The 21656-nt window shown below is 73.6% G+C and carries 18 protein-coding genes; 11 read left to right on the forward strand and 7 right to left on the reverse strand.

Annotated features, from left to right (window positions below):
- Window position 1: 1 nt before the first annotated feature.
- Window positions 2-2149, forward strand: coding sequence for a bifunctional serine/threonine-protein kinase/ABC transporter substrate-binding protein (locus tag OHA89_RS34285; RefSeq protein WP_406367843.1), 2148 nt, complete (start codon window positions 2-4; stop codon window positions 2147-2149).
- On the opposite strand, the gene OHA89_RS34290 is transcribed toward OHA89_RS34285, so the two are convergent.
- On the reverse strand, window positions 2122-2793 hold the full coding sequence (locus OHA89_RS34290) for a hypothetical protein (RefSeq protein WP_266611717.1): 672 nt from the start codon (window positions 2791-2793) through the stop codon (window positions 2122-2124). The two genes, OHA89_RS34285 and OHA89_RS34290, sit on opposite strands and share 28 nt — an antisense overlap.
- Window positions 2794-2931: 138 nt before the next feature.
- Window positions 2932-4986, reverse strand: a complete 2055-nt coding sequence (locus OHA89_RS34295; RefSeq protein ID WP_406367844.1) for an RICIN domain-containing protein — start codon at window positions 4984-4986, stop codon at window positions 2932-2934.
- 441 nt (window positions 4987-5427) lie between these two features.
- Between OHA89_RS34295 and OHA89_RS34300 the strand changes: the two genes are divergently transcribed.
- Window positions 5428-5814, forward strand: a complete 387-nt coding sequence (locus tag OHA89_RS34300) for a MazG-like family protein (protein WP_406367845.1) — start codon at window positions 5428-5430, stop codon at window positions 5812-5814.
- Between the two features lie 67 nt (window positions 5815-5881).
- Here the strand turns inward: OHA89_RS34300 and OHA89_RS34305 are convergent, their stop codons facing one another.
- Window positions 5882-6079, reverse strand: coding sequence for a hypothetical protein (locus OHA89_RS34305; protein ID WP_266612622.1), 198 nt, complete (start codon window positions 6077-6079; stop codon window positions 5882-5884).
- Window positions 6080-6151: 72 nt separating this feature from the next.
- On the opposite strand from OHA89_RS34305, the gene OHA89_RS34310 reads away from it, so the two are divergent.
- The gene (locus OHA89_RS34310; RefSeq protein WP_406367846.1) at window positions 6152-9418 is read left to right on the forward strand and encodes an amidohydrolase family protein; all 3267 of its coding nucleotides are present in this window, start codon (window positions 6152-6154) and stop codon (window positions 9416-9418) included.
- Here OHA89_RS34310 and OHA89_RS34315 read toward each other — a convergent pair.
- Both OHA89_RS34315 and OHA89_RS34320 read right to left on the reverse strand, forming a co-directional pair.
- Window positions 9415-10188, reverse strand: coding sequence for an SGNH/GDSL hydrolase family protein (locus tag OHA89_RS34315; protein WP_266611724.1), 774 nt, complete (start codon window positions 10186-10188; stop codon window positions 9415-9417). The two genes, OHA89_RS34310 and OHA89_RS34315, sit on opposite strands and share 4 nt — an antisense overlap.
- Window positions 10175-10744, reverse strand: coding sequence for a PadR family transcriptional regulator (locus tag OHA89_RS34320; protein ID WP_266611726.1), 570 nt, complete (start codon window positions 10742-10744; stop codon window positions 10175-10177). Before OHA89_RS34320 ends, OHA89_RS34315 begins: the two co-directional genes overlap by 14 nt.
- Before the next feature lie 87 nt (window positions 10745-10831).
- On the opposite strand from OHA89_RS34320, the gene OHA89_RS34325 reads away from it, so the two are divergent.
- Window positions 10832-11263 (forward strand): nuclear transport factor 2 family protein, encoded by a 432-nt coding sequence (locus tag OHA89_RS34325; RefSeq protein WP_215147154.1) that lies wholly within the window; start codon window positions 10832-10834, stop codon window positions 11261-11263.
- On the opposite strand, the gene OHA89_RS34330 is transcribed toward OHA89_RS34325, so the two are convergent.
- Entirely contained in the window at window positions 11260-11439 is a 180-nt protein-coding gene (locus OHA89_RS34330) for a hypothetical protein (RefSeq protein ID WP_215147156.1), read from the reverse strand. The genes OHA89_RS34325 and OHA89_RS34330 overlap by 4 nt on opposite strands.
- A 188-nt stretch (window positions 11440-11627) precedes the next feature.
- Between OHA89_RS34330 and OHA89_RS34335 the strand changes: the two genes are divergently transcribed.
- Window positions 11628-14024, forward strand: a complete 2397-nt coding sequence (locus tag OHA89_RS34335; protein ID WP_406367847.1) for a hypothetical protein — start codon at window positions 11628-11630, stop codon at window positions 14022-14024.
- Between the two features lie 35 nt (window positions 14025-14059).
- Here the strand turns inward: OHA89_RS34335 and OHA89_RS34340 are convergent, their stop codons facing one another.
- Window positions 14060-14800 carry a class I SAM-dependent methyltransferase gene (locus OHA89_RS34340; protein ID WP_266611730.1) on the reverse strand — a complete coding sequence of 247 codons (741 nt, stop codon included), beginning with the start codon at window positions 14798-14800 and terminating at the stop codon, window positions 14060-14062.
- Window positions 14801-15004: 204 nt separating this feature from the next.
- On the opposite strand from OHA89_RS34340, the gene OHA89_RS34345 reads away from it, so the two are divergent.
- From OHA89_RS34345 to OHA89_RS34370, 6 genes are all read left to right on the forward strand, one after another.
- Window positions 15005-15790, forward strand: coding sequence for a 3-hydroxybutyrate dehydrogenase (locus tag OHA89_RS34345; RefSeq protein WP_215147162.1), 786 nt, complete (start codon window positions 15005-15007; stop codon window positions 15788-15790).
- Between the two features lie 63 nt (window positions 15791-15853).
- Window positions 15854-17266, forward strand: coding sequence for an MFS transporter (locus tag OHA89_RS34350; protein ID WP_257558402.1), 1413 nt, complete (start codon window positions 15854-15856; stop codon window positions 17264-17266).
- Window positions 17267-17354: 88 nt separating this feature from the next.
- A complete protein-coding gene (locus OHA89_RS34355) occupies window positions 17355-19289 on the forward strand; it encodes a helix-turn-helix domain-containing protein (protein WP_406367848.1) in 1935 nt (644 codons plus the stop codon).
- Window positions 19290-19390: 101 nt separating this feature from the next.
- The gene (locus tag OHA89_RS34360) at window positions 19391-19687 is read left to right on the forward strand and encodes a hypothetical protein (protein ID WP_266611734.1); all 297 of its coding nucleotides are present in this window, start codon (window positions 19391-19393) and stop codon (window positions 19685-19687) included.
- A 93-nt stretch (window positions 19688-19780) separates the two neighbouring features.
- Window positions 19781-19939, forward strand: a complete 159-nt coding sequence (locus OHA89_RS34365) for a hypothetical protein (protein WP_266611736.1) — start codon at window positions 19781-19783, stop codon at window positions 19937-19939.
- A gap of 228 nt (window positions 19940-20167) precedes the next feature.
- Window positions 20168-21652 (forward strand): UDP-N-acetylmuramoyl-L-alanyl-D-glutamate--2,6-diaminopimelate ligase, encoded by a 1485-nt coding sequence (locus OHA89_RS34370; protein ID WP_406367849.1) that lies wholly within the window; start codon window positions 20168-20170, stop codon window positions 21650-21652.
- Window positions 21653-21656: the final 4 nt, after the last annotated feature.

Below are 21656 nucleotides of genomic sequence, written 5' to 3' on the forward strand. Positions count from 1 at the left end.
GATGCACCCCCTCATCCCCGCCGATCCGGCCGCGATCGGCGGGAACCGGCTGCTGGGGCGGCTCGGCTCGGGCGGCATGGGCACCGTGTACCTGGGCCGTTCCCCCGCCGGCACCCTCGTGGCGGTCAAGGTGATCCGCGCCGATCACGCCGCGGACCCCGCCTTCCGCGCCAGGTTCCGCCGCGAGGCCGAGGCCGCGGGGAGGCTGTCCGGGCGCTGGGTCGTCCCGGTGGTCGCCGCGGACCCGGAGGCGCGCGAACCCTGGCTGGCCACCCCCTTCATCCCCGGTCCCGCGCTGTCCGAGGCGGTGGGCGGGTACGGGCCGCTGCCCGCGGCGACCGTACGCAGCCTGGGCGCGCGGCTCGCCCGGGCGCTGGAGCAGGTGCACCGCGCCGGGCTCATCCACCGCGACGTGAAACCCGGCAACGTCCTGCTCGCCGCTGACGGGCCCTGGCTGATCGACTTCGGGATCGCGCGTGCGGCGGGAGCGACCACGCTGACGGCCGTGAACACGATCGTCGGCACCCCGGGATACCTGGCGCCGGAGCTCGCCCGGGCGGGAAGCCCGGCGCCGGACCCGGCGAGCGACGTCTTCTCCCTCGGCTGTGTGCTGGCGTACGCGGCGACCGGGCACGGCCCGTTCGGCGGTGGGCACCCGGCGGCGGTGGTCTTCCGTACGGTGCACGACGAACCCGAACTCGACGGCCTGCCGGACGAGTTGAGGGAGCCCGTCACCGCCTGCCTGGCGAAGGACCCGGCAGCCCGGCCGACGCTCGCGCAGTTGCTCGCCCTCCTCGGCGAAGGGCGGGCCGAGGAGCCCGGGGCGCACACCGAGGACTGGCTGCCGGCCCCGTTGCTCAGGCTCATCGCCGAACGCTCCACCCGGGCCCTGGACCTGCCCGCCCCCGAGCCCACCCGGATCGACGTCCCACCGGCCCGGCGGCCCCTCACCCGCAGGCGACTGCTCGCGGCCGGGGGAGCACTCGCCGCCGTGGGCGCGCCGATCGCCTGGTTCGCCGCGCGCCGGCCGGCCGGCCGGACCGCCTCGCCGCCCGCCGGCGAGCTCCCCACCCACACCCTCGCCCTCCAGGCCGACCTGACCGGGCAGGGCAAGGCCACCGGCCGGGCACACGAACGCGGCATGCGCCTCGCCGTGGACGCGCACAATGCGCGGACGGACGCCGCCTTCCGGCTGTCCCTGCGCGTCGCCGACGACGGAGGCGATCCGGCGCGCGCCGCGCAGGCGGCCCGGGAACTGATCGCGGACCCCGCGGTCGTCGCCTTCACCGGCCCCACCTGGGACGCGCCCGTCGCGGAACTCGGCGCGGCCTGCCTCGCCGCGGACCTCACCCAGCTCCTGGTGTCGGCGAGCAGCCCGGAGATGGCCCAGACCCGCTGGCGGACCCTGTGCGCCACCCGGCCGATCGACGACGAGCTGGGCTCCGCCGTCCTCTTCTACCTCTCGCAGGTGCGGCCCTCGCACCGCACTGCCGTCGTGGAGGACGCCGAAGCGGAGGAGCCCGCCTGGCGGCTCACCCGTGTCCTCCAGCAGAGCCCCCCGGCGCAGGGCTCGGTGAGCATCCACCGGATCCCGGCGGGCAGCTCGGACTTCGCCGGGGCCGTCGGCGCCCTGACCGAGGCCCGGGCCGAGGCCGCCGTCTACGCGGGCACCTCGCCGGAACGGGCCGGCCGGCTCGCCCGGGCCCTCGCCGAGGCGGGATTCCAGGGCCCGCGCATGGGCATCCAGCAGGCCATGGAGCCCGCGTTCCTCACTGCGGCCGGTCCGGCGGCCGAGGGCTGGCTGTTCAGCACGCTGTTCACCGACCCCCTCGCCGTACCCGCCGCCGCCGGTTTCACCGCCGCGCACCGGGCCGCGTACGGGGAACCGCCGGCCCGCTGGGCCACGGAGGCGTACGACGCCGTGGACCTGCTGGTCGCGGCCCTGACCGGTCTGGAGGGTGAGGGGCGTGACCGCGCGGGCCTGTCCCGCCGGATCTTCCGCACGCAGCACCGGGGTCTGGCCAAGCCGCTGACCTTCGACGCGTCCACGCACGTCCTGAGCGGGAGGTACGTGGCCCACCTGTACCGCGTCGAGTCCGGTGCGTTCCGGTACCTGGGTCTCTACCCGGACGTCCGCTCGGATCCCTGAGCCGCGGCGCGCATCCGCCGCACCCGTCGGCGGCGCAGCAGGAGGCCGCCGGCGGCGCCGGCCAGCGCTGCCGCCGCCACGCCCGCCGTCGTCCACCAGACGGTGTGATCGGTGCTCTCGGCGGGCGGCGTGGCGGGAGCCGGGGGAGTGGCGGCGGACGCGGGAGTGGACGCGGGCACGGGTGCCGATGCGGATGCGGATGCGGATGCGGATGCCGACGCGGATGCCGCTGTCGTCGGCGCCGGGGCGCCGGTGGTGGGCGCCGGGTCCACCACGGGTACGGAGACCTGGAGTTCACCGTGACCGAGGGCCGGGAACCCCACGTCGACGGATACCTTCCAGGCGCCGGGCGGCAGGGTCTCGGCGGTGGTCCAGCCTGCGGGGGCGGCGGCGACGTCGCGGATCAGACGGAAGGGCCCCAGCGAGCGGGAGCCGTCGGCGCTGACGGCGTTCACGGTGGCTGCGACGGCCTCGTCGACGGCGTCCCCGTCGTTCTCCCAGGTGACGTCGGCGGTGACATGGCCGTCCCGCTGCCCGGTCACCGCCACCTTCACGGTGTCGCCGTGGGCGTGCGCCGCGGTGGGGGTCAGGAACATGAGGCCGACTGCGGCCAGGAGGGCCGGGAAAGCGATTCGTATGCGCATCGTGGCGGTGCTCCGGGTGGCTGGGGTGAGGGGACCGGCGGACGGCCGCGTTGGTGCGGCCGCCCGCCGGGGGTGGTTCGGCTCAGGGCGTCGGTGACGGTTCCCCAAGCCGGTCAGCAGGTCGGTCGACCGGTCGGGTCAGCCGGCCTTCTGAACGGTCCACGCCTGCGCGGCGCGCCCGTCCGCACGCTGGAGGTCGAGCAGCCAGTTCCCGTAGTAGGGGCGGTTGCTCACGGTCAGGGCGAAGCCGCCGCTCGGGTCCGTGACGGTGACCGTGGCACCGCGGGACGCCAGCTTCCAGGCCTGCGCGCCGTTCGCGCCGCAGGGCTGCTGCGCGACCCACATGCCCGCGGCGGGGGTACCGCCCGGCTGCAGGCACTTGCCGGAGACCGCGGACCGGATGCGGACCTGCCCGCTGCCGGCGTCGTCGAAGTACCACTGCTGCTGGGCGTATCCGTTGGCCCGCGCACCGACGAGTACGGTGCCGTCCGCGCCGCGGCCGCCCCACACCTCGGCGTTCATGCCGGTGCTGCCGTTGCCGAGCAGGTACTTGGCGCCGGGGGTGGTCGCGCCGCCGCCCGCGCCCGCCGTACGGAAGGAGGCGGCCTTGCCCGGTCCGCTGTCACGGCCGGAGGCGTCACGCACGGAGACGGTGACCGTGTACGCGGTGTTGGGCTGGAGGTTGTAGATGCGGAGCGCCTGGGACTGCACCCAGGTCAGGTGCTTGCCGCCCAGCATGACCTGGTACCAGGAGGCACCCTCGACCTTGGGCCAGCTCACCACGACGGAGTCGGACTGGATCTGAGCCGCCGTCACCGTCGGTCCGCCGGTGGGCTTCTTGGTCGGCGTCGGCGTGGGCTTCTTGGTGGGCGTCGGGTTCGGGTTCGGGTTCGGACCCGGGTCGGTGCCGCCCTTGGTGCGCATCAGGAACTGGTTGTCGGCGATGTTCCAGTGCGTGGCGAGGTAGCTGCCCGCCTTCGGACTGGTGTGGAAGTAGTCGTCGTGGTTGCAGTCCAGGATGTTCTCGGACGCCTGGTTGGTGCAGATGTTGCGCATCTGCGGGTAGTACGGCGTGTCCGAGTAGCACATGACGTCGAACTCGTCGGTGCAGTGCGCGCCGCGGCTGGTGTTCGGGGCGCTGTTGTTGACCGCACCCAGGTTGTGGCCGAGTTCGTGCGCGGCGGTGTGCCCGCCCCAGCAGCCGGAGTCCGTACGCCCGTAGGAGGGGCCGAAGTTGCTCAGGTTCGCCTGGCCGGGCCGCTCGTCGCCGTTGAAGGTGCCGATGCCGCAGTAGACCTGGGTGTCGGCGAAGATCATGTACTTGCGGTCGCGGCGGTCGAGGCCCTTGCCGGCGAGTGCGGTGTTGGTCGCGCTGAACTCGCCCAGCGCGGACGCCGGGAGTTCGATGTTGAGCACCGTGGGGGTGCAGTCGGCGGCCGTCACGTAGCGGATGTGCCGGACCCCGCCGGTCTCCTGCGCGCTCGCGGAGTAGATGAGGTCGGCGTCGGCCGCCCACTTGCGGAACGAGGCGACGTACTCGGAGTAGCGGTCCTTGCCCGGGGCGTGGACGTACACGACCTGCACGCGGTTGCCGGTGCTGCCGTCGCCGTCGCACTGGACGGTCTGGCCCGCGGGGCCGGCCGCGACGGCCTGGCCGCCGGCGGACGAGGCCGCGGGAGCCGGCGCCTTCGAGGATGCCGCGGCGGCGTCGGCGGCGGGCGCGTCCTGAGGACGCCCGCCGCCTTCCGTGGTCGCCGGGTCATCGGTCGCGGGCTTGGCCGGGTCGGCCGCGGGGGCCGATGCCTGGACGGCGGGCGCGATGTCCTTGGTGATGTCGACGCCCTTGGGCGGGGCGTCGGGGCCGTGGGTGCAGTGGCCTGCGCCGGTGCGGTAGACGCCGACGCACCGGTCGCCCTTCTGGGCGACCTCGAGGCCGTCGTAGATCATGCCGCGCTCGCCCTCGTTGGCGGGCGCGCTCGCGATGGGCTCCGGCTCCTGGTCGCGGGCGGGTGCGGCCGCCGGAGCCGCGACTTCCGCCGCGGCCTCCGCGGGCGCGGCCGCCTGGGCTCCGTCGCCGAGTCCGGAGTAGGCGATGCCTGCGGCAATCACCGCCGCCGTTGCCGTGGCGGCGGTGAGGAGTATCAACCGCCTGGGTTTGCGGCGGTGTTCGTGCCGTCTGCGTCGTCCTGTCATGGGCACCTCAAATGGAGATCGGAAGACTGGGTGCGCGGAAGCCTGCCAGACGAATGCGCCGGAGAATTCGGACAAACGGGAGGGTGCTTCGAGAAATCGTTCCGTTACCTGTTGATCTGATTTGACGAACCATCAATTTCCAGTAAAACAAGGGTAGTTACGCGCGTCGCTGATGATTGGTCCAGGCCTTCAAGGGGGAGTCGTTATCAAATCGAGATATAGGGCAGGGTCTTATTGACGGGAATTCAGTCAGGTATTCATCCAATAACTACCTGTCGAATTGCCTCCGTTACGACCCGTGAGGAACCGTCTGCATCCCCCTGGTAGCCACCGACAACGGGACAATCGGTGCCGGGTCGTCCCCGGCCCCGGCCCCTGCCCTGACCCCGTCCTCGGCGGGCGAGTCGATAAGGTGCTGCCCCTCTCGACGGAGGTACGACGATGAACCCCGAGACCGAACCGCTCGCCGCATGGGACACGATCACCGCACTCGCCGCCCGTTTCGACGCCTCCGACGCCGAGCAGGGGCTGCGGCCGGAGGAGAGTCACCTGCTCCAAGTGCTCAAGATCGGGGAGGAGTTCGGCGAGGCGGCCCAGGCCGTGATCGGCGCCAAGGGCACCAATCCCCGCAAGGGCCGCTCCCACAGCTGGGAGGACGTCCACGACGAGGTCTGCGACGTCGTCATTACGGGCATGGTCGCCCTGGCCCGGATGCGCCCCGACGCCGCCGCGTACTTCGCCGGGCAACTGGCCCTCAAGTCGGCCAAGTTCCTGCCCGCCCCCGTACCGCCGCTACCTCGGCAGGACACGCGGCGGCCGCCGGAATGACCCCGCCGCCGAGCACGGCCGCGCGCAGGCCCGGAGGCGAGCCGACCGTCGGTGGCCGGCCGGCGGTTCAGGCGTCGATGACGCTCAGGTCGAGGCGTGCGAGGCGCGCGGGGTCCGTGAGGATGTCGAGAGCGATGATCTTGCCGTCCCGCACGGTGAACGCCTGGTCGTGCAGCGGATCCTCGCGCCGCGTGGTCCGCGAACGCAGCATGTCCAGGCACATCCGGCCGGCCACCGTGGTCAGCCAGCCGCCGGCCGTTGCCATGGCGGGGCCGTGATCGTTTGGGTGGCTGACGAGTGGTCGGGCGGTCATCGATGCGTGAGGCGAGTGGTCGGCATGCGGATTGCGCGCAGGACGGTTCTGCAGGCGGCTTCGGCCGGAGCCCTGGCGGCGCTGGCCGGCCGCCCCCCGACGGCCGTGGCGGCACAGGGCAGTCCGGTCTCCCCGGCGGCCGGGGACCCGGTCCGGCTGCGTTTCACCCGCGCCACCAACGGAGCCGCCACCGCCACCGCCTCCGGGGACCGCGTCATCGCCGAGGTCCAGAACATCCTCTGGTCCCTGCCCGCGGACGGATCGCCCGCGACCCCGCTCACCCCGCCCGACCTGGAGCCCGGCCGGCCCGTCTTCTCCCCGGACGGCCGTCAGGTGGCGATGAGCGCCTACCGCGGCGGCGCCTTCCACATCTGGGTGATGCGCGCCGACGGGTCGGGCCTGCGCAGGCTCACCGACGGCCCGTTCGACCACCGCGCGCCCGCCTGGTCGCCCGACGGCCGCACCCTCGCCTTCTGCTCCGAACGCGGCGGCGATCCGGTGGGGGGCAGTCCGTACCGGATCTGGACCGTCTCGGTCGCCGACGGCCTCCTGCGCCGCCTGACGGGCCTGCCGGGGCAGCCCGGCCCCGGCCAACAGGACCAGGACGGCCAGGCCGCCGCGTGGGAGGACTTCGACCCCGTCTGGTCGCCGGACGGCTCCCGCGTGCTGTTCGTCCGCGGCACGCTCACCGGCGAGACCCTGACCGCCCGCACCCTCGCCTCCGTCCCCGCCGGTGCCCAAGGCCCCGTACGGATCGAACACACCGTCACCGACGGCAGCCTGCGCAGCCCGGCGCTCTCCCCGGCCGGCCGCACCGCATGGCTGTCCGCGGCCCCGGGTCCCCGCAAGGCCGAGAGCCTGAGCCTGTACGTGGACGGCCGCCGGGCCGACCTCGACGGGGACCTCGCGCCCGCGCCCCCGCGCTGGATCGGCGACGACCGCCTGCTGATCACCCTCGACGGCCGTTTCCGGGTGATCGAACCCGACGGGGACACCACCGGCCGCGCGATTCCCCTCGACGCCACCCTCGAAGTGCCCCGCCCCCGACGCCGGTTCAAGCAGTACGTCCTGGAGGCCGAGAGGAGCCGCCCGGTGCGCGGCATCCACCTGCCGTCCCTGTCGCCCGACGGCCGCAGCGTGGCCTTCGCCGCACTCAACGCCCTGTGGGTGGCGCCCGTCACCGGCGGCGCACCGCGCAAGATCGTCCAGGCCCCCGCCACCGCATACGTCCAGGGACCGGTGTGGACCCCGGACGGCCGGGCCCTGCTCTACACCGACGACCGCGACGGGCTGAACACCGTACGCCGCAGGGAACTCACCGGTGGCCGCGAGAGCGTCCTCGCCGCGGGCGGCCGCGTCTACGGGGCCCTCTCGCCGGACGGCACGCGGCTCGCCGCGCTGGACCTCGCCGGACGGCTCCTCGTCCGCGAACTCGCGACCGGCACGGAGACCCCCCTGGTCGCCGCCCTCGGCGGCGGTGGCCTGCCCGGCCCGCCCAGCTGGTCGCCCGACGGACGGTACGTCGCCCTGTGCGACCGCAACCGCCTCAGCCGCCGCTTCCGCGAGGGCTACAACCTCATCCGGATCGTCGACACCACCAACGGCTCCGCGCGCCTCCACGCGCTCGCCCCACACGCCTCGCTCTCGGACCGCTACGCCTCCGGCCCCGTCTGGTCGCCCGACGGCCGGTTCCTGGCCTGTGTCAGCGAGTCGGCCCTGTGGCTGCTGCCCGTCGCCCCCGACGGCACTCCCACCGGACCGGCCCGCCTCCTCACCGACGAGCCCGCCGACCACCCCTCGTGGTCCGCCGACTCCCGCACCCTCCTCTACCAGTCCTGCGCCCGGCTGCGCCTGCTCACCCTCGACGGTGCGGGCGCACCCGCCGCGGCCCCCCGGACCGTGCCGGTCACCCTGGCCTACCGCCGCCCCGCCCCCGTCGACACCGTCGTACACGCCGGACTGCTGTGGGACGCCACCGGCTCACCGCCCCGCGCCGACGCGGACATCCTCATCAGCGGCGGCCGGATCACCGCCGTCGAGCCCCACCGGCCGGGCCGCCGCGCGGGGCGCCATGTCGACGCGTCCACCGGCACGGTCCTGCCCGGCCTGTGGGACTCCCACGTCCACCCGTATCCGTATACCTACGGTGCCCGGCAGGGCGCGCTGCACCTCGCGTACGGGGTCACCACCGCGGTCTCCCTCGGCGGCTCCGCCTACGAACAGGCCCGGCTGCGCGAGGACATCCGGGCCGGCCGGCTCGCCGCACCCCGGCTGCTGGCCGGCGGCGAGCTCCTCGACGGCTCCCGGGTCGCCTACAGCATGGGCCGCGCCCACCGCACCCGCGAGGGATTCGCTCGCTCGCTGGCCCGGGCCGAGGCGCTGGACTGGGACTTCGTCAAGACCTACGTCCGCGCCCCGTACGAACTGATGGAGGACGCCGCCCGGTTCGCCCACGACCGGCTCGGCGTACTGGCCGGTTCCCACCTGTGCGCCCCCGGCATCCAGTCCGGCCAGGACCTGACCACGCACCTGGTCGCGACCGAGCGCGCCGAGTACGGCCACGGCGCCACCCCGATGGGCCACACCTACCAGGACACCCTGGAGGTCTACACCCGTGGCGGCTTCGACCTCGTCGCCACCCCCTTCACGGCCCTGCCGATGATCGGCGCCGATCCGGCGCTCGCCGCCGACGCCCGGGTCACCGATCTGATGCCGCCCTGGGACGTGGAGGCCGTCCGGGCCGCCGCCGCCCAGCCGCCGACCGCGGAGCAGAGCGCCGCCCTGGAACGGGAAGTCACCGCCTACCGGCGGCTGCTGGCGGGCGGCGGCCGCCTGGCGCTCGGCACCGACGCCCCGCTCACCCCGGTCGGCCTCCACCTCCACCTGGCCCTGCGCGCCCTGCACCGGTACGGCCTGTCCCCGGCGGAGGCGCTCACCACCGTCACCCGTACTCCGGCCCGGGTCTTCGGCGTGGCCGACCGGCTCGGCACGGTCGAACCGGGCCGGATCGCCGACCTCACCCTCGTGGACGGGGACCCCTTCACCGACTTCGCCGACCTGATCCGCGTACGGGCGACCGTGCGCGGCGGGACCCTGAGCGAACGCGCCACCCTGGAGGGGGCCTTCACCCGGCACGCCGCCCCCGACTCGCCCTCCGGCGCACCCTCCGACTCGCCCTCCGGCGCACCCTCCGGCGCACCCTCCGGCGCACCCTCCGGCGCACCCTCCGGGGACTGGCGCACCGTCCTGCACCAGATGCTCCGCGACGGCTGCTGTACGGGCGCCCCCTAACCCAGCGGCAGGAGTTCGGGCCGTTTCGCGGTGCGGCCGTCGCCGGAGGAGCGGCCGCGCAGGCGGCGGCCGATCCAGGGGCCGAGGAACCCGGCCACCCAGCGCAGTTCGGCTCCGGCCGCCTGGAGGGGGCCGGGAGCCGCCAGTGGCGGCAGGGGGAGGGTCCAGGAGTCGTCGCTGCCGGGGAGGCGGAGGGCCTCGGCGAGGGCTGCGGCGATCCGCTCGTGGCCGACGGGACTGACGTGGAGACGGTCCGCGCTCCACAGCCGCCGGTCGGTGGCGACGGGCTGCGGGCCGATCTCGGCGACCGTGACCCCGTGGCGGGCGGCCGCGGCGCGGATGTGGTGGTTGAGGCCGGACACGCGGGACCCGAGCGGCCGGGCCAGCGGCGCGATCTCCCCGAGGTCCGGGACGGTCACCGTCACCACGTGGGCGCCGGCCGCCGTGAACGCGGCGAACATCTCCTCCAGGTGCCCGGCCACCTCCACGGCGTCGAACCGGGGCCGGAGCAGGTCGTTGACCCCGGCGACGACGCTGACCAGGTCCGGCCGCAGGGCCAGGGCGGGCGCCAGCTGCTCGGCGCGGACCTGGCCGGCCAGGCGCCCGCGTACGGCCAGATTGGCGTACCGGAGCCCGGGGTTGACGGCCGCGAGGTGCTCGGCGAGCCGGTCGGCGAAGCCCCGCAGCCCGATGGTGTCGTCGCCGTCGCCTATGCCTTCGGTCTGGCTGTCGCCCAGGGCGACGTAGCGCAGGTACTCACCGTTCGTCACGCGTGGTCAGCCTTTCCCTCAGAACGGCGGCGGTCCGCATGCACCAGTCACGGTGTCCCTGTTCGAAGGCCACGCCGCGCAGGCACGTCAGGTATCCGCCGATGCGTTCGCCGCGCAGGAGGAACTCCTCCTCGTCCGCGTCGCCGCGCATCTGCCGCAGCAGTTTGTCGAGCAGCTCGATCTTGGCCTCGGCGGAGGACGCCCGCGCTTCGAGCTGTTCGATCACCGGCACGGTGCCGATGCGGTCGGCGGTCTGGACCTTGACGAGCAGATCGTCGCGGATGACCGCGGGCTTCGCGGCGGCCGCGGCGAACTCCTCCAGCGCGGCGCGGCCGGCGTCGGTGACGTGGAACAGGCGCTTGTTGGGCCGGGTCTCCTGGACCACCTCCCGGCCCGCGACCAGGCCGTCCTTCTCCAGCTTGGCCAGCTCGGCGTACAGCTGCTGGGGGAGTGCGGGCCAGAAGTTCGCGACGCTGATGTCGAACACCTTCGCCAGCTGGTACCCGCTGTACTCGCCGTCCAGCAGCGCCGCCAGCACGGCATGACGCAAAGCCATCGCCGCAGCCCCTTCCCTCGCCTCGTCCGTCCGGTGCATCATACTCAAGAAACTGATTAGTCATATTCTTGAGTATCAGGAGGAGTCATGGAGACTGCCGAACGCTTCCGCGCCGCCGTGGAGAAGCGCGATCTCACCGCGCTGGACGACCTGTTCACCGAGGACATCCGGCTCTACAGCCCGGTGAAGTTCACCCCGTTCGAGGGCAAGCCGATGGTGCTGGGACTCTTCGGCGTCCTGCTGCGCGTGTTCGAGGACCTCCACTACGTCGGCTACCTGGAGGGAGCGGCCGAGACCAGCGCCGACGGCGAGGAGGCCCCCTCGGCGATCCTGCCGTTCCGGGCCGTCGTGAACGGCAAGCAGATCCACGGGATCGACCTGCTCCAGCTCGACGAGGCGGGCCGGGTCAAGGAGTTCACCGTGATGGTGCGCCCCCAGTCCGCCGTGCACGCCCTGGGCCAGGCGGTACTGGCCGGCCTGGTGGCCGACGGCCTCGTCCCCGACCCGGCGGCGGGCTAGTTCCTGTTCTCGCCGTCGGCGAGGATCAGGTCGGCGGCGTAGTGCGGGCAGGCCGCCGTATGCCAGGTCACCGACAGCGAGCCCGCCACGGCGCTCAGGGTCCGCGCGACCCCTTCCTTGTCGGTGGCCCGGCAATACGGGCAGACGACGGTCTTGGGGCGCAGAAAATCCAGCATGGTCACGTCCTTCCCGCGGGCAGTGTGCACACGGACTGGTCCAGAAGTATCAAATCCCGGCGCTATCGTGCCGCGATACCCACGAGTACGCACAAACCGTTCTCGACAAGCTTTCGCGGAACTCCGGCCGAGAGACCCTCCCGGCCGCCGCGGAGTTGTCGTCAGTGCTGCCTTGCAAGATCGAAGGCATGAACCTTCCCGTCCCCCTTCCGTCGGAACCCCACAGGTCGGAGGCGTACGCCGACTGGGTGCGCGCCCATGACCCGGGTGCGGAAGCCGCCGCGGTCGGCCTGCTCGCCGACGTGCGCGACCGCATCTCGCGGGCGTACCCGAAGGCGGGACGCGCCCTGGACGGGATGGCGTACCTCGCCCGAGCGCTGCCGCCGGGCCATCTGCCCTGGTTCTGGGACACGATGGCCCACCGGCTCATCTCCTGGGACCTGAAGGCCGCCGGGCGGGCGTACACCCTGGCCCGCACCGCCGAGCGGCAGCACGCACTGCCCGTCGATCCCGCCTGGCGCCGGGAGAACGTGCTGCTGTTCGCCCGCGCCGGTGCCCTCCCGGTCAAGGAGTTGAGCGGCCACCAGGGATGGCTGGCCGCAGAGCTGGACCCCGCGGGCGCGCACGAGCAGTACGTACGGGTCCTCACCGCCTGGGCCGCCTCGCCCGGGGAGCCGCCCGCCGATCTGGCCCGCAGGGTCCGGGCGTCGGTGCGCGCCGCCGGGCTCGACCCGGCCGAGGAGGCGCGGGTGCTGGCCCCGCTGATCGGCGCGGCGCGCGGAAAGGCCGTACCGGACACCCTGCTCGACGCGGTCGGCGCACTGCTGGCCGACCACCCGCAGGACGACGAGGTGAACGCCCGGCTGCTGGAGGTGTTCCCGGAGTCGAGGAACGACGCGGCGGCCTGGCTGTGGCTCCTGCTGCGCTCGGAACGCTGCCGGGCGGCAGGACGGCCGGTGGCCTCCGGACCCCAGCGCGGCGGTCTGGCACGCTTCGTACAGCCCGCGGCGGACCCGGCGCCCGAAACAGAACCCGGCACCGATGCCGCGGACGGGGAGGGCTTCGCCACCGTCACCATCGGCCGCGACGACGCGGCGCGGCTGCCCCGGCTGCTGCACCTGGTCGCGGAGCGGGGACCGCTCGCGGCGCCGCCCGAGGCGCTGGACCTGTTCTCGTGGCGTACGGGAGTCCGGCGCTCGATCGCCGCCCTGGTGCTCGGCGGGCTGCCCCGGCGGCAGGACCACGACGAACACCTGAAGTTGCTGCGCGCGGCCCCGTACAAGGCGAACAAGGACATGGCCCGCGAGTACGGCGACTTCTGCCACCGCCTCGGCGACGCCGGACGGCGTGCGGTGCTCGCGGCGGGCGTGCCCGAGGACCCGGCCGAGCTGTGGGAGCGTGCCGGAATGACGGCGGCGGCCGAACGGATGGCCGCCGTCTGGGCGGAACTGCTCGGCACCACCCCGTATGTGGACGAGGAGCTGGCGGGCGCGCTGGAGGCCGACCTGGGCCTGGGCGACGGCTGGGCGCGCGCCCTCGCGGCCGGCCGGGCATCCGCGCAGGCCCAGATCCCGGGCGGCGCCGGGTTCGTCCTGGTGGGCAGCCGGAGCGGCGGGCTCGCCCTGCACCACGCCGAAGCGGACGGCAGCGCCGGCCGCCGGCTGAGCGTCGGACGGCCCTTCCACGCCGAGCCCGCGTCCGTCGTGGCCTGGGCGCTGACGGAACGTCCGGCCGGTGATCCGGCTGCGCAGGGCGCCGCCGCCCTGTACGACGCCCTGCGGGCGCGGCTGGACGACCCGGGGACGCTGATCCCGCTGTGCTGGAACTCCACGCTGGGCCGGGCGGCGGCCGAGGACCCGGCCTTCGTCCCGTACGAGGGCACCGTGCTGCCCTGCCCTGAGCCGCCTTACCGGGAGGACACCGAGCCGTCCGTGGCGTATGACGACGGGCTGTTCGTGGTCGCGGTGCCGGGCCGTGACGTGTTCCTGCGGCCGGCCGCGCTGGCCGATCCGCAGCGGGTGGACCGGGCGGTGCGCCTCTGCGGCGAACTGGGCCTGCCCGGGGTGCTGGAGGCCGTCCGGCGGATCCAGGCCGTGTGCGGCGAGGGACTCGCCCGGATGGTCGCCCGCGCGTCCTCGACCCCCGTGCCGCCGGGCGGGTACGAGCCGAATCCGGCGCTGAGCGCTCCGCAGCTGGTCGCCGAGGTCGCGGGCGCCCTCGGGGTCGGTGCGGACGCCGCCGCCCTCCACCTCCAGCTGCTGTCCCTGGCCCGGCCCACCGACCGCAACGTGCGCCGCTGGAACGGCTGGACACCCGCCCGCCACAAGGCGGCCCAGGCGGAACTCCTGGCGGCGGGCGCGATCACCACCGGCAGGCGGGCCCGCGCGGGACGGACGGCCTTCGTCCCGGGTGAGTGGGCGGAGTTCAAGGCGCCCCACCTCCCGTTGGAGACCGCCAAACTCCCCGCCCACGTGGTGTCCGCCGACACCTCGGACTTCCACGGCCCGTTCACCCGCCTCCTGGCACCGGCCCCGCCGCACGAACTCTTCGCCCGGGCCTGGGCACAGGCCGCCGCGGGGAAGTGACCCGGCGGCCGGCCGCGCCCGTGGTCAGGCTGTGGTCAGGGCCTGCGGCGTACGCGGAGCACGTCTGCCGTCAGGTCGTCCTCCAGGACGAGGCCGGCCCGCGCGAGCTCCGCGGCCAGCTCCTGGGAGGTCATCGGCCAGAGCAGGAAGGTCTCCTCGGCCCGCCGCAGGATCCGGCCCCGGCGGCACACCAGGTAGGTGTAGTCACAGCGGATCCGGCCGCCGTCGTCGGCGCGCGCGGTGACGTGTCCGCGGTAGCTGTCGATGCCCAGGCGCACCTCGCCCAGTGAGCGCCGGGTGGGCCGGGCCGGGAGCCGGGTGGGCGGGCGGTCCAGGAAGAGCAGGCCGCCCGGCACCAGCAGATCCGCCATCGTCCGCCACAGCGCCCGCCGCTCGTCGGGCGGCAGGCAGGGGATCATCCGGAGACAGACCACGAGATCCGCCTGCCCGGTGAGCGACAGGTCGAGCGCGGAACAGGCGTGCACGGTCACCCGGTCCGCGGCGGAACCGCCGGCCGGGGGGTGCAGGCGGGAGAGGAGCAACGCCCGCATCGCGGCGGCCGGTTCGACGGCGTGGACCGGCACGATCGATGCGTTGATCAGCACCTCGGTGACCAGGCCGGTGCCCGCGCCCACCTCGACGATCCCGATCCGGGCCGCCGCGGCCGGACCGGCGAGCGCCTGGGCGTGCCGGTGGTACGACCGGGCGTGCAGCAGGTCGTAGAACTCGGCCGACGCGGTGTACGCCCCGGTGTGTTCCAACGGTCGTGTGTCCACCGGTCGTGTCTCCACCCGTATGTCCATCGGGCCATCATCGTCGGACGCGGCCCGGCCCACGAGCGCACGATCCGGCCACCCGGAGCCGGCCACCCCGAGCCGGCCCCGGTCGTGACCACTGGCGATGTCAGACACATGCGCGGTGCCGAGTGTGGTGGGTACACACATGGGAGCGGCGCGGGGATGTCGCGCATGATTCCGGCCATGACAAGCGGAATCACTCCCGCGTTCGACGGGACAGCAGGTGTCGGCCTCGCGGGCCGCACCGCCATGGTGACCGGCGCCGGCAGCGGCATCGGGCGCGCCTGCGCCACGGCCCTCGCCGCGGCCGGGGCCCGCGTCCACGTCGTGGACATCGACGCCCGGGCAGCCACGTCCGTCGCCCAGGAGATCGGCGGCACGCCGCACGTCGTGGACCTGGCCCAGGGCCGTCTCGTGGAGGGGCTGCCGGCCGACATCGACATCCTGGTCAACAACGCGGGCCTCCAGCACGTGGCACCACTGACCGAGTTTCCCCCGGACCGCTTCGAACTCATCCAGAAGGTGATGGTCCACGCCCCGTTCCTGCTGCTCCGCCGGACCCTGCCGCACATGCGGGCACGAGGCTGGGGACGGATCGTCAACATCTCCAGCGTCCACGGCCTGCGGGCCAGTGCGTTCAAAGCGGGATACGTGACCGCGAAGCACGCCCTCGAGGGCCTGAGCAAGGTCGCCGCCCTCGAAGGCGCTCCGCACGGCATCACCAGCAACTGCGTCAGCCCGGGTTACGTGCGCACGCCTCTGGTGGAACAGCAGATCGCGGCCCAGGCCGCCGCTCACGGCATCGACGCCGACCAGGTGGTCGGCGAGGTGATGCTCAGCCGCTCCGCGGTCAAGCGGCTGATCGAACCGGAAGAGGTCGCGGCCGTCGCCCTGTGGCTCTGCGGACCCCACACCGGTTACCTCACCGGTGCCTCGATCCCCTTGGACGGCGGCTGGACAGCCGCCTGAACACCGCTCCGCGCACGCCTCCCCCTCCCTCCCGTCCCCAGCCGAAAAGTGGGTTTCCCCGCCATGTCATCCCAGGCATCCAAGGCATCTCCGGCATCTCCCGCATCGAGAGGCGGCATCGGCCGCGTCATCAGCGCCAGCCTCATCGGCACCACCATCGAGTGGTACGACTTCTTCCTCTACGGGTCCGCCGCCGCGCTCGTCTTCAACAAGCTGTTCTTCCCCAGCAGCGAGCCACTGGTCGGCACCCTCCTCGCGTTCCTCACCTACGCGATCGGCTTCGCGGCCCGCCCGCTGGGCGGCCTGGTCTTCGGCCACTACGGGGACAAGATCGGCCGGAAGAAGCTCCTCGTGCTCAGCCTCCTCATGATGGGCGGCGCCACCTTCGCGATGGGCCTGCTGCCCACCCACGCGAGCATCGGCGTCGGCGCACCGGTCCTGCTGACCGTGCTGCGCCTGATCCAGGGCTTCGCGCTCGGCGGCGAGTGGGGCGGCGCGGTCCTGCTGGTCTCGGAGCACGGCGACGACAAGAACCGCGGCTTCTGGGCCTCCTGGCCCCAGGCCGGCGCCCCCGGCGGCAACCTGCTCGCCACCGGCGTCCTCGCCCTGCTGGCCGCGTTCCAGTCCGACGAGACCTTCCTCGCCTGGGGCTGGCGGATCCCGTTCCTGCTCTCCGGTGTGCTCGTGGTGATCGGTCTGTGGATCCGGGTGTCGGTCTCCGAATCCCCGCTCTTCCTCGAAGCCCAGGCCAAGGCCGCCGAACAGGCCGCCGTCGGCGCCAGGGAGAAGCCGCCCGTGGTGGAGGTGTTCCGTACGAACTGGCGGGGCGTCCTCACCGCGATCGGCACCCGCCTCGGCGAGAACATCTCCTACTACATCCTCACGGCGTTCCTGCTCGTCTACGTCACCACCCACCTGGGGCTGTCCAAGAGCAACGGCCTGAACGCCGTCCTGATCGGCTCCGCCGTCCACTTCGTCACCATCCCGGCGTGGGGCGCGCTGTCCGACCGGATCGGCCGCCGGCCGGTCACGCTCATCGGCTCGCTCGGCATGACCGGCTGGGCGTTCGCCTTCTTCGCGATGCTCGACTCCAAGTCCTTCCCGGTCATCGCCGCCGCCGTCACCATCGGACTGCTCTTCCACGGCGCGATGTACGGACCCCAGGCGGCCTTCATCTCCGAGATGTTCGACACCAAGGTCCGCTACTCCGGCGCCTCGATGGGATCCCAGCTCGCCTCCATCATCGGCGGCGCCCTCGCCCCGATCATCGCGGTGGCCCTGCTCGACGACTACGACTCCTCGCTGCCGATCTCGATCTACCTCGCGGCGGCGGCGCTCGTCACGAGCGTGACCGTGCTCGCGGCCCGGGAAACGCGCGGGCGTAACCTGGCCCGGTCGTACGGCGCGACCCCGGTCCCCGTCCCCGGCGGCCGCCGGGCCGAGGCCGGCGCCGAGTTGGCGTCCCCCGGGAACTAGGACAGGTCCCGGACCAGGCACCCCCGACGGTCGCCGCCGCCGCTGTCGTCAGCGGCGGCGACCGGCCCCGCACCACGGAGAGCCCGACATGCCCACCACCGCGAAGAGCCCCGGCGACGGCGAGGCTTGGGCCGTCCTGCGGCAGTTGCTGGATCTGCTGGCCGAGGGCGCGCCGGCCGAACACTTCGCGCGGCCGGCCGAAGCCGCCCGGCAGGCAGGCCTCTCCGCCGCGCGGACGCAGGAGATCGCCGAGGCCACCCAGGTGGCGCTCGCCATCCGCCGAACACTCAGCCAGCACCGCCGCCGCGAGGCCGAACTGGCGGCCCTCTTCGACACCGCCGGCGACCTCGCCGCGCTGCGCGACCTGGACGCCGTACTGCGGGCCATCGTCCACCGGGCCAAACTGCTCCTCGGTACGGACGTCACCTACCTGTCCCTCAACGACGACGAGGCCGGCGACACCTACATGCGGGTGACCGACGGCTCCGTCTCCGCCGCCTTCCAGCAGGTGCGCCTGGGCATGGGGGAGGGCCTGGGCGGGCTGGTCGCCGAGACGGCCCGCCCGTACACCACCGGCGACTACCGGGACGACCCGCGGTTCAAGCACACCGCGACGATCGACAGCGCCGTCGCGGAGGAGGGACTACGGGCCATCCTCGGGGTACCGCTGCGCCTGGGCACCCGCGTGATCGGCGTCCTCTACGCCGCCGACCGCACCGCCCGCACCTTCACACCGGACGAGGTAGCCCTGCTCGCCTCGCTCGCCGACCACGCCGCCATCGCCATCGACAGCGCCCGGCTCCTGGAGGAGACCCGCACCGCACTGGTCGACCTCAACGCGGCCTCCCAGACCATCGAGGCCCACAGCCGGGCCATGAGGCGCGCCGAGGACGCCCACGACCGGCTGACCGACCTGGTGCTGCGCGGAGCGGGCATCACCGAGGTCGCGACCGCCATCGGCACCGTCCTGCAGGGCGGCATGCTCATCCACGACGCGGACGGAACCGAACTCGCCCGGGCCGGCGCGGACCCGCAGCCCCCGCCGCCACAGGCCGTGGCCACCTCCCGGGCGGGAGGCCGCGCGGTCCCCGTCCAGGGCACCTGGGTGTGCGCGGTACTCGCCGGACACGAACTCCTCGGCAGCATCGCCCTGACCGGCCGCCCCGACCTCGACGACGCCGACCGCAGGCTCTTCGAACGGGCCAGCGTCGTCACCGCCCTGCTGCTGCTCCTGCGCCGCTCGGTCGCCGAAACCGAGGACCGCGTACGGGGCGAACTGCTGGGCGACCTCCTCACCCGGGCCGCCGACCCCGCCGGTCTGTCGGCCCGTGCCCGCCGGCTCGGAGTGAACCTCAACCAGCCGCACGCGGTGTTCGTCCTGCACGCCGACACGATCCCCCGGCCGCGGCTGCTGGCCGCGGCCGCCCGCACCGCTCAGGCGCGCAAGGGGCTGGCCGGGCAGCACCACGACGACGTGGTCCTCATCTGTCCCTCCGACACCCCCAGCACCTGCGCCGCCTCGCTCGCCGCCGAACTGGGCCAGGCCGTGGCCGTTCCGGTCACCGTCGGGGCGGCGGGACGCCCGGTGACCGGCCCGCCCGACTTCGCCGAGGCGCACGCGGAAGCGCGCCGCTGCCTGGCGGCCCTGCACGCCCTGGGCCACCGGGGGACCGGGGCCGCCCTCGCGGATCTGGGCTTCGTCGGCCTGCTGCTCGGTGACCAGACGGACCTGGGCGGCTACGTACGCCAGACCCTGGGCCCGCTCTTGGACTACGACGCGAAGCGCGGCACCGACCTCACCCACACCCTGCGGACCTACTTCGCGCTCGGCATGAGCCAGGCAAAGACCCGGGCGGCGCTCCACGTCCACGTCAACACGGTGGTGCAGCGCCTGGACCGCATCGGGCGGCTGCTCGGACGGGACTGGCAGCTTCCGGAGCGGGCACTGGAACTGCAACTGGCCCTGCGCATCCACCAGGTGTCGGCGGCCGGCGAAGACCGGGACGAGGGGATCCGCGTCTAGGGCAGGCCGTGCGGCAGGCCGCCGGAGACACCCCGATACCGATTCGGTTGCGACCGCCCGTCGGCTCGTACCCCACCCGCTCGTGCGGCAGTTGCAGGGTCATGGAAGCCACCACCCCACAGACGTACGCGGTGCTCGACGGCGCGTACTGGCTCGACGCCACCGACGGTGACCGTGCCCCCTGCGTCCACTGCGCGCTCCTGCGCCGCAGCGTCGTGCCCGATGCTCCGGGGGAGCCCGCGCAGGACGGGTCCCACGGCCAGGAGGGGCAAGACGGACTGCTGGACCGGCTCCAGACTGCCCTCACCTGCGGTAACGCGAGCAGGCTGCGGGCCGTCATGCTCACCTGCTCGCTCGGTACCGTCATCGCGGGCGCGGCTGCGACGCTCCGTCGCTGAACGGAGAAGGCCCTCGTCGGCGGCTGCGTGCTCAGCGACTTCCACGACAGCACGGTGGATTTCGGACCGCCCCACCGGCCGTACACTCGGCCCATGGGTCGCACACGTACGACGAGGCAGTGCCCGCCGCGGGCCGCCTTCGCGTTGTGCCCGGTCGCCGCAGGTCCGGCGGCCGTCGGCCCGCACACCACGGCCGACGCCGTGGCCGAGGTGCCCGAGACGCGCCGTATCGCTCTGCACGGCCACGGCTAGCGATCTTCCGCGGATCCGCGCCGGCCTCCACGGCCGGTTCGCCGCTCTTCGCGTACGTCCGCCGCGCCTTCCCCGCCGGGACGACTGCCACGTCCGGCTCCGCCTCCGGCTCTGGTTCCGGAAGGACGGACGGACACAGTCACCACCGCGGTCTTCGGCGTGCCGTCGGAGACCGTCGCCCGGCCGCGGCCCGCACGATCGGGGCCGAGCCGCCTCGAAGGGATCTTTGTGAAGCTGAGCGTTTTGCTGGCCGGGCAGGAGCACCACGTTCTCCGGGGTGACCCGGAGAACACACCGATCACCGCCGGAATCACCTTCGACGTGGAGCGGGTGATGCCGGGTTCGGTGTTCGTCGCGGTGCCCGGCCATGAGGAGGGCGGCCCGGTCTCGGTGCCGGCCGCCCTCGCGCGGGGCGCCGCCGCGGTGCTCGTCGACGGCGGAGCAGGGGATATCCCGGGGCCGACGTGGCCTCCGGGCGCGTGCGCCGTACGGGTGCCGGACACCCGGACGGCCGCCGCGGTCGTGGCCTCCCGCTACTTCGGCGAACCGGGACGGCAGATGGACATGGTGGCGATCACCGGTACCAACGGCAAGACCTCGGTGTCGTACATGGTCGAATCCGTCCTGCGCATCGCGGAGGGCGCGAAGGTGGGGGTGATCGGGACGGCCGGCAGCCGGATCGGCGACGAGCTCATCCCGATGCCGCGATCCGTGCTGACCACGCCGGAATCACCCGACCTCCAATACCTTCTGGGCTACATGCGCGACCGCGGGACCGGGAGCGCGGTGCTCGAGGCCACGTCGATGGCTCTGCTGACCCACCGCGTGGACCGCACCTTCATCGACGTCGGCGTCTTCACCAACCTGACGCAGGACCATCTGGACGATCACGGAACGATGGCGAACTACCGCGATGCCAAGCTGCGCCTGTTCCAGGGGCTGTGCCAACGCGCCGTGGTGAACGTGGACGACCCCGTGGGCGCCCGCATCGTGCCGATGATGCCGGGCGCGGTGACCACGTACGCCCTGGACGCCCCGGCCGACTACCGGGCCACCGATCTCGTCGTGAGCGCCTCCGGCACGCGGTTCACCCTGCACCACGACGGGCGCGCGTATCCGGCCTCGATCCCCGTCCCCGGCCGGTTCTCGGTGGCCAATGCCCTGGGCACCCTGGCGGCCTGCCACCTCCTGGGCCACGACGTGGGCCCCCTGGTCGCCGCCCTGGACCGGATGCCGCCCGTCCCCGGCCGGTTCGAGCGCTTCCGGACCCCGCTCGGCACCTCGGTGGTCGTCGACTACGCGCACTCACCGGACTCCCTGAACAAGGTGCTCACCACGATCCGGGGGTTCGCCCGCGGCCGGGTCATCACCGTCTTCGGCTGCGGCGGGGACCGCGACACGACCAAGCGCGCCGAAATGGGGAGCATCGCCGGCACCAAGTCCGACCTCTGCGTCCTCACCTCGGACAATCCCCGCCACGAGGACCCCGAGGCCATCCTGGACCAGATCGCCCCCGGCCTCGCGGCCACCGGCACGCCGTTCGAGCGGTTCGCCGACCGCCGGGAGGCCATCGCGTTCGCCCTGTCCGTCGCGGGCCCCGCCGACACGGTGCTGATCGCCGGCAAGGGGAGCGAGCCGCACCAGATCGTCGGCGAGGAACTGATCCCCTTCAGTGACATGGCCACCGTGCGCGAACTGGCCCACCCGGGGTGATGAG

This window comes from Streptomyces sp. NBC_01546, assembly GCF_045208355.1.
In the GTDB taxonomy this organism is placed as follows: Bacteria; Actinomycetota; Actinomycetes; order Streptomycetales; family Streptomycetaceae; genus Streptomyces.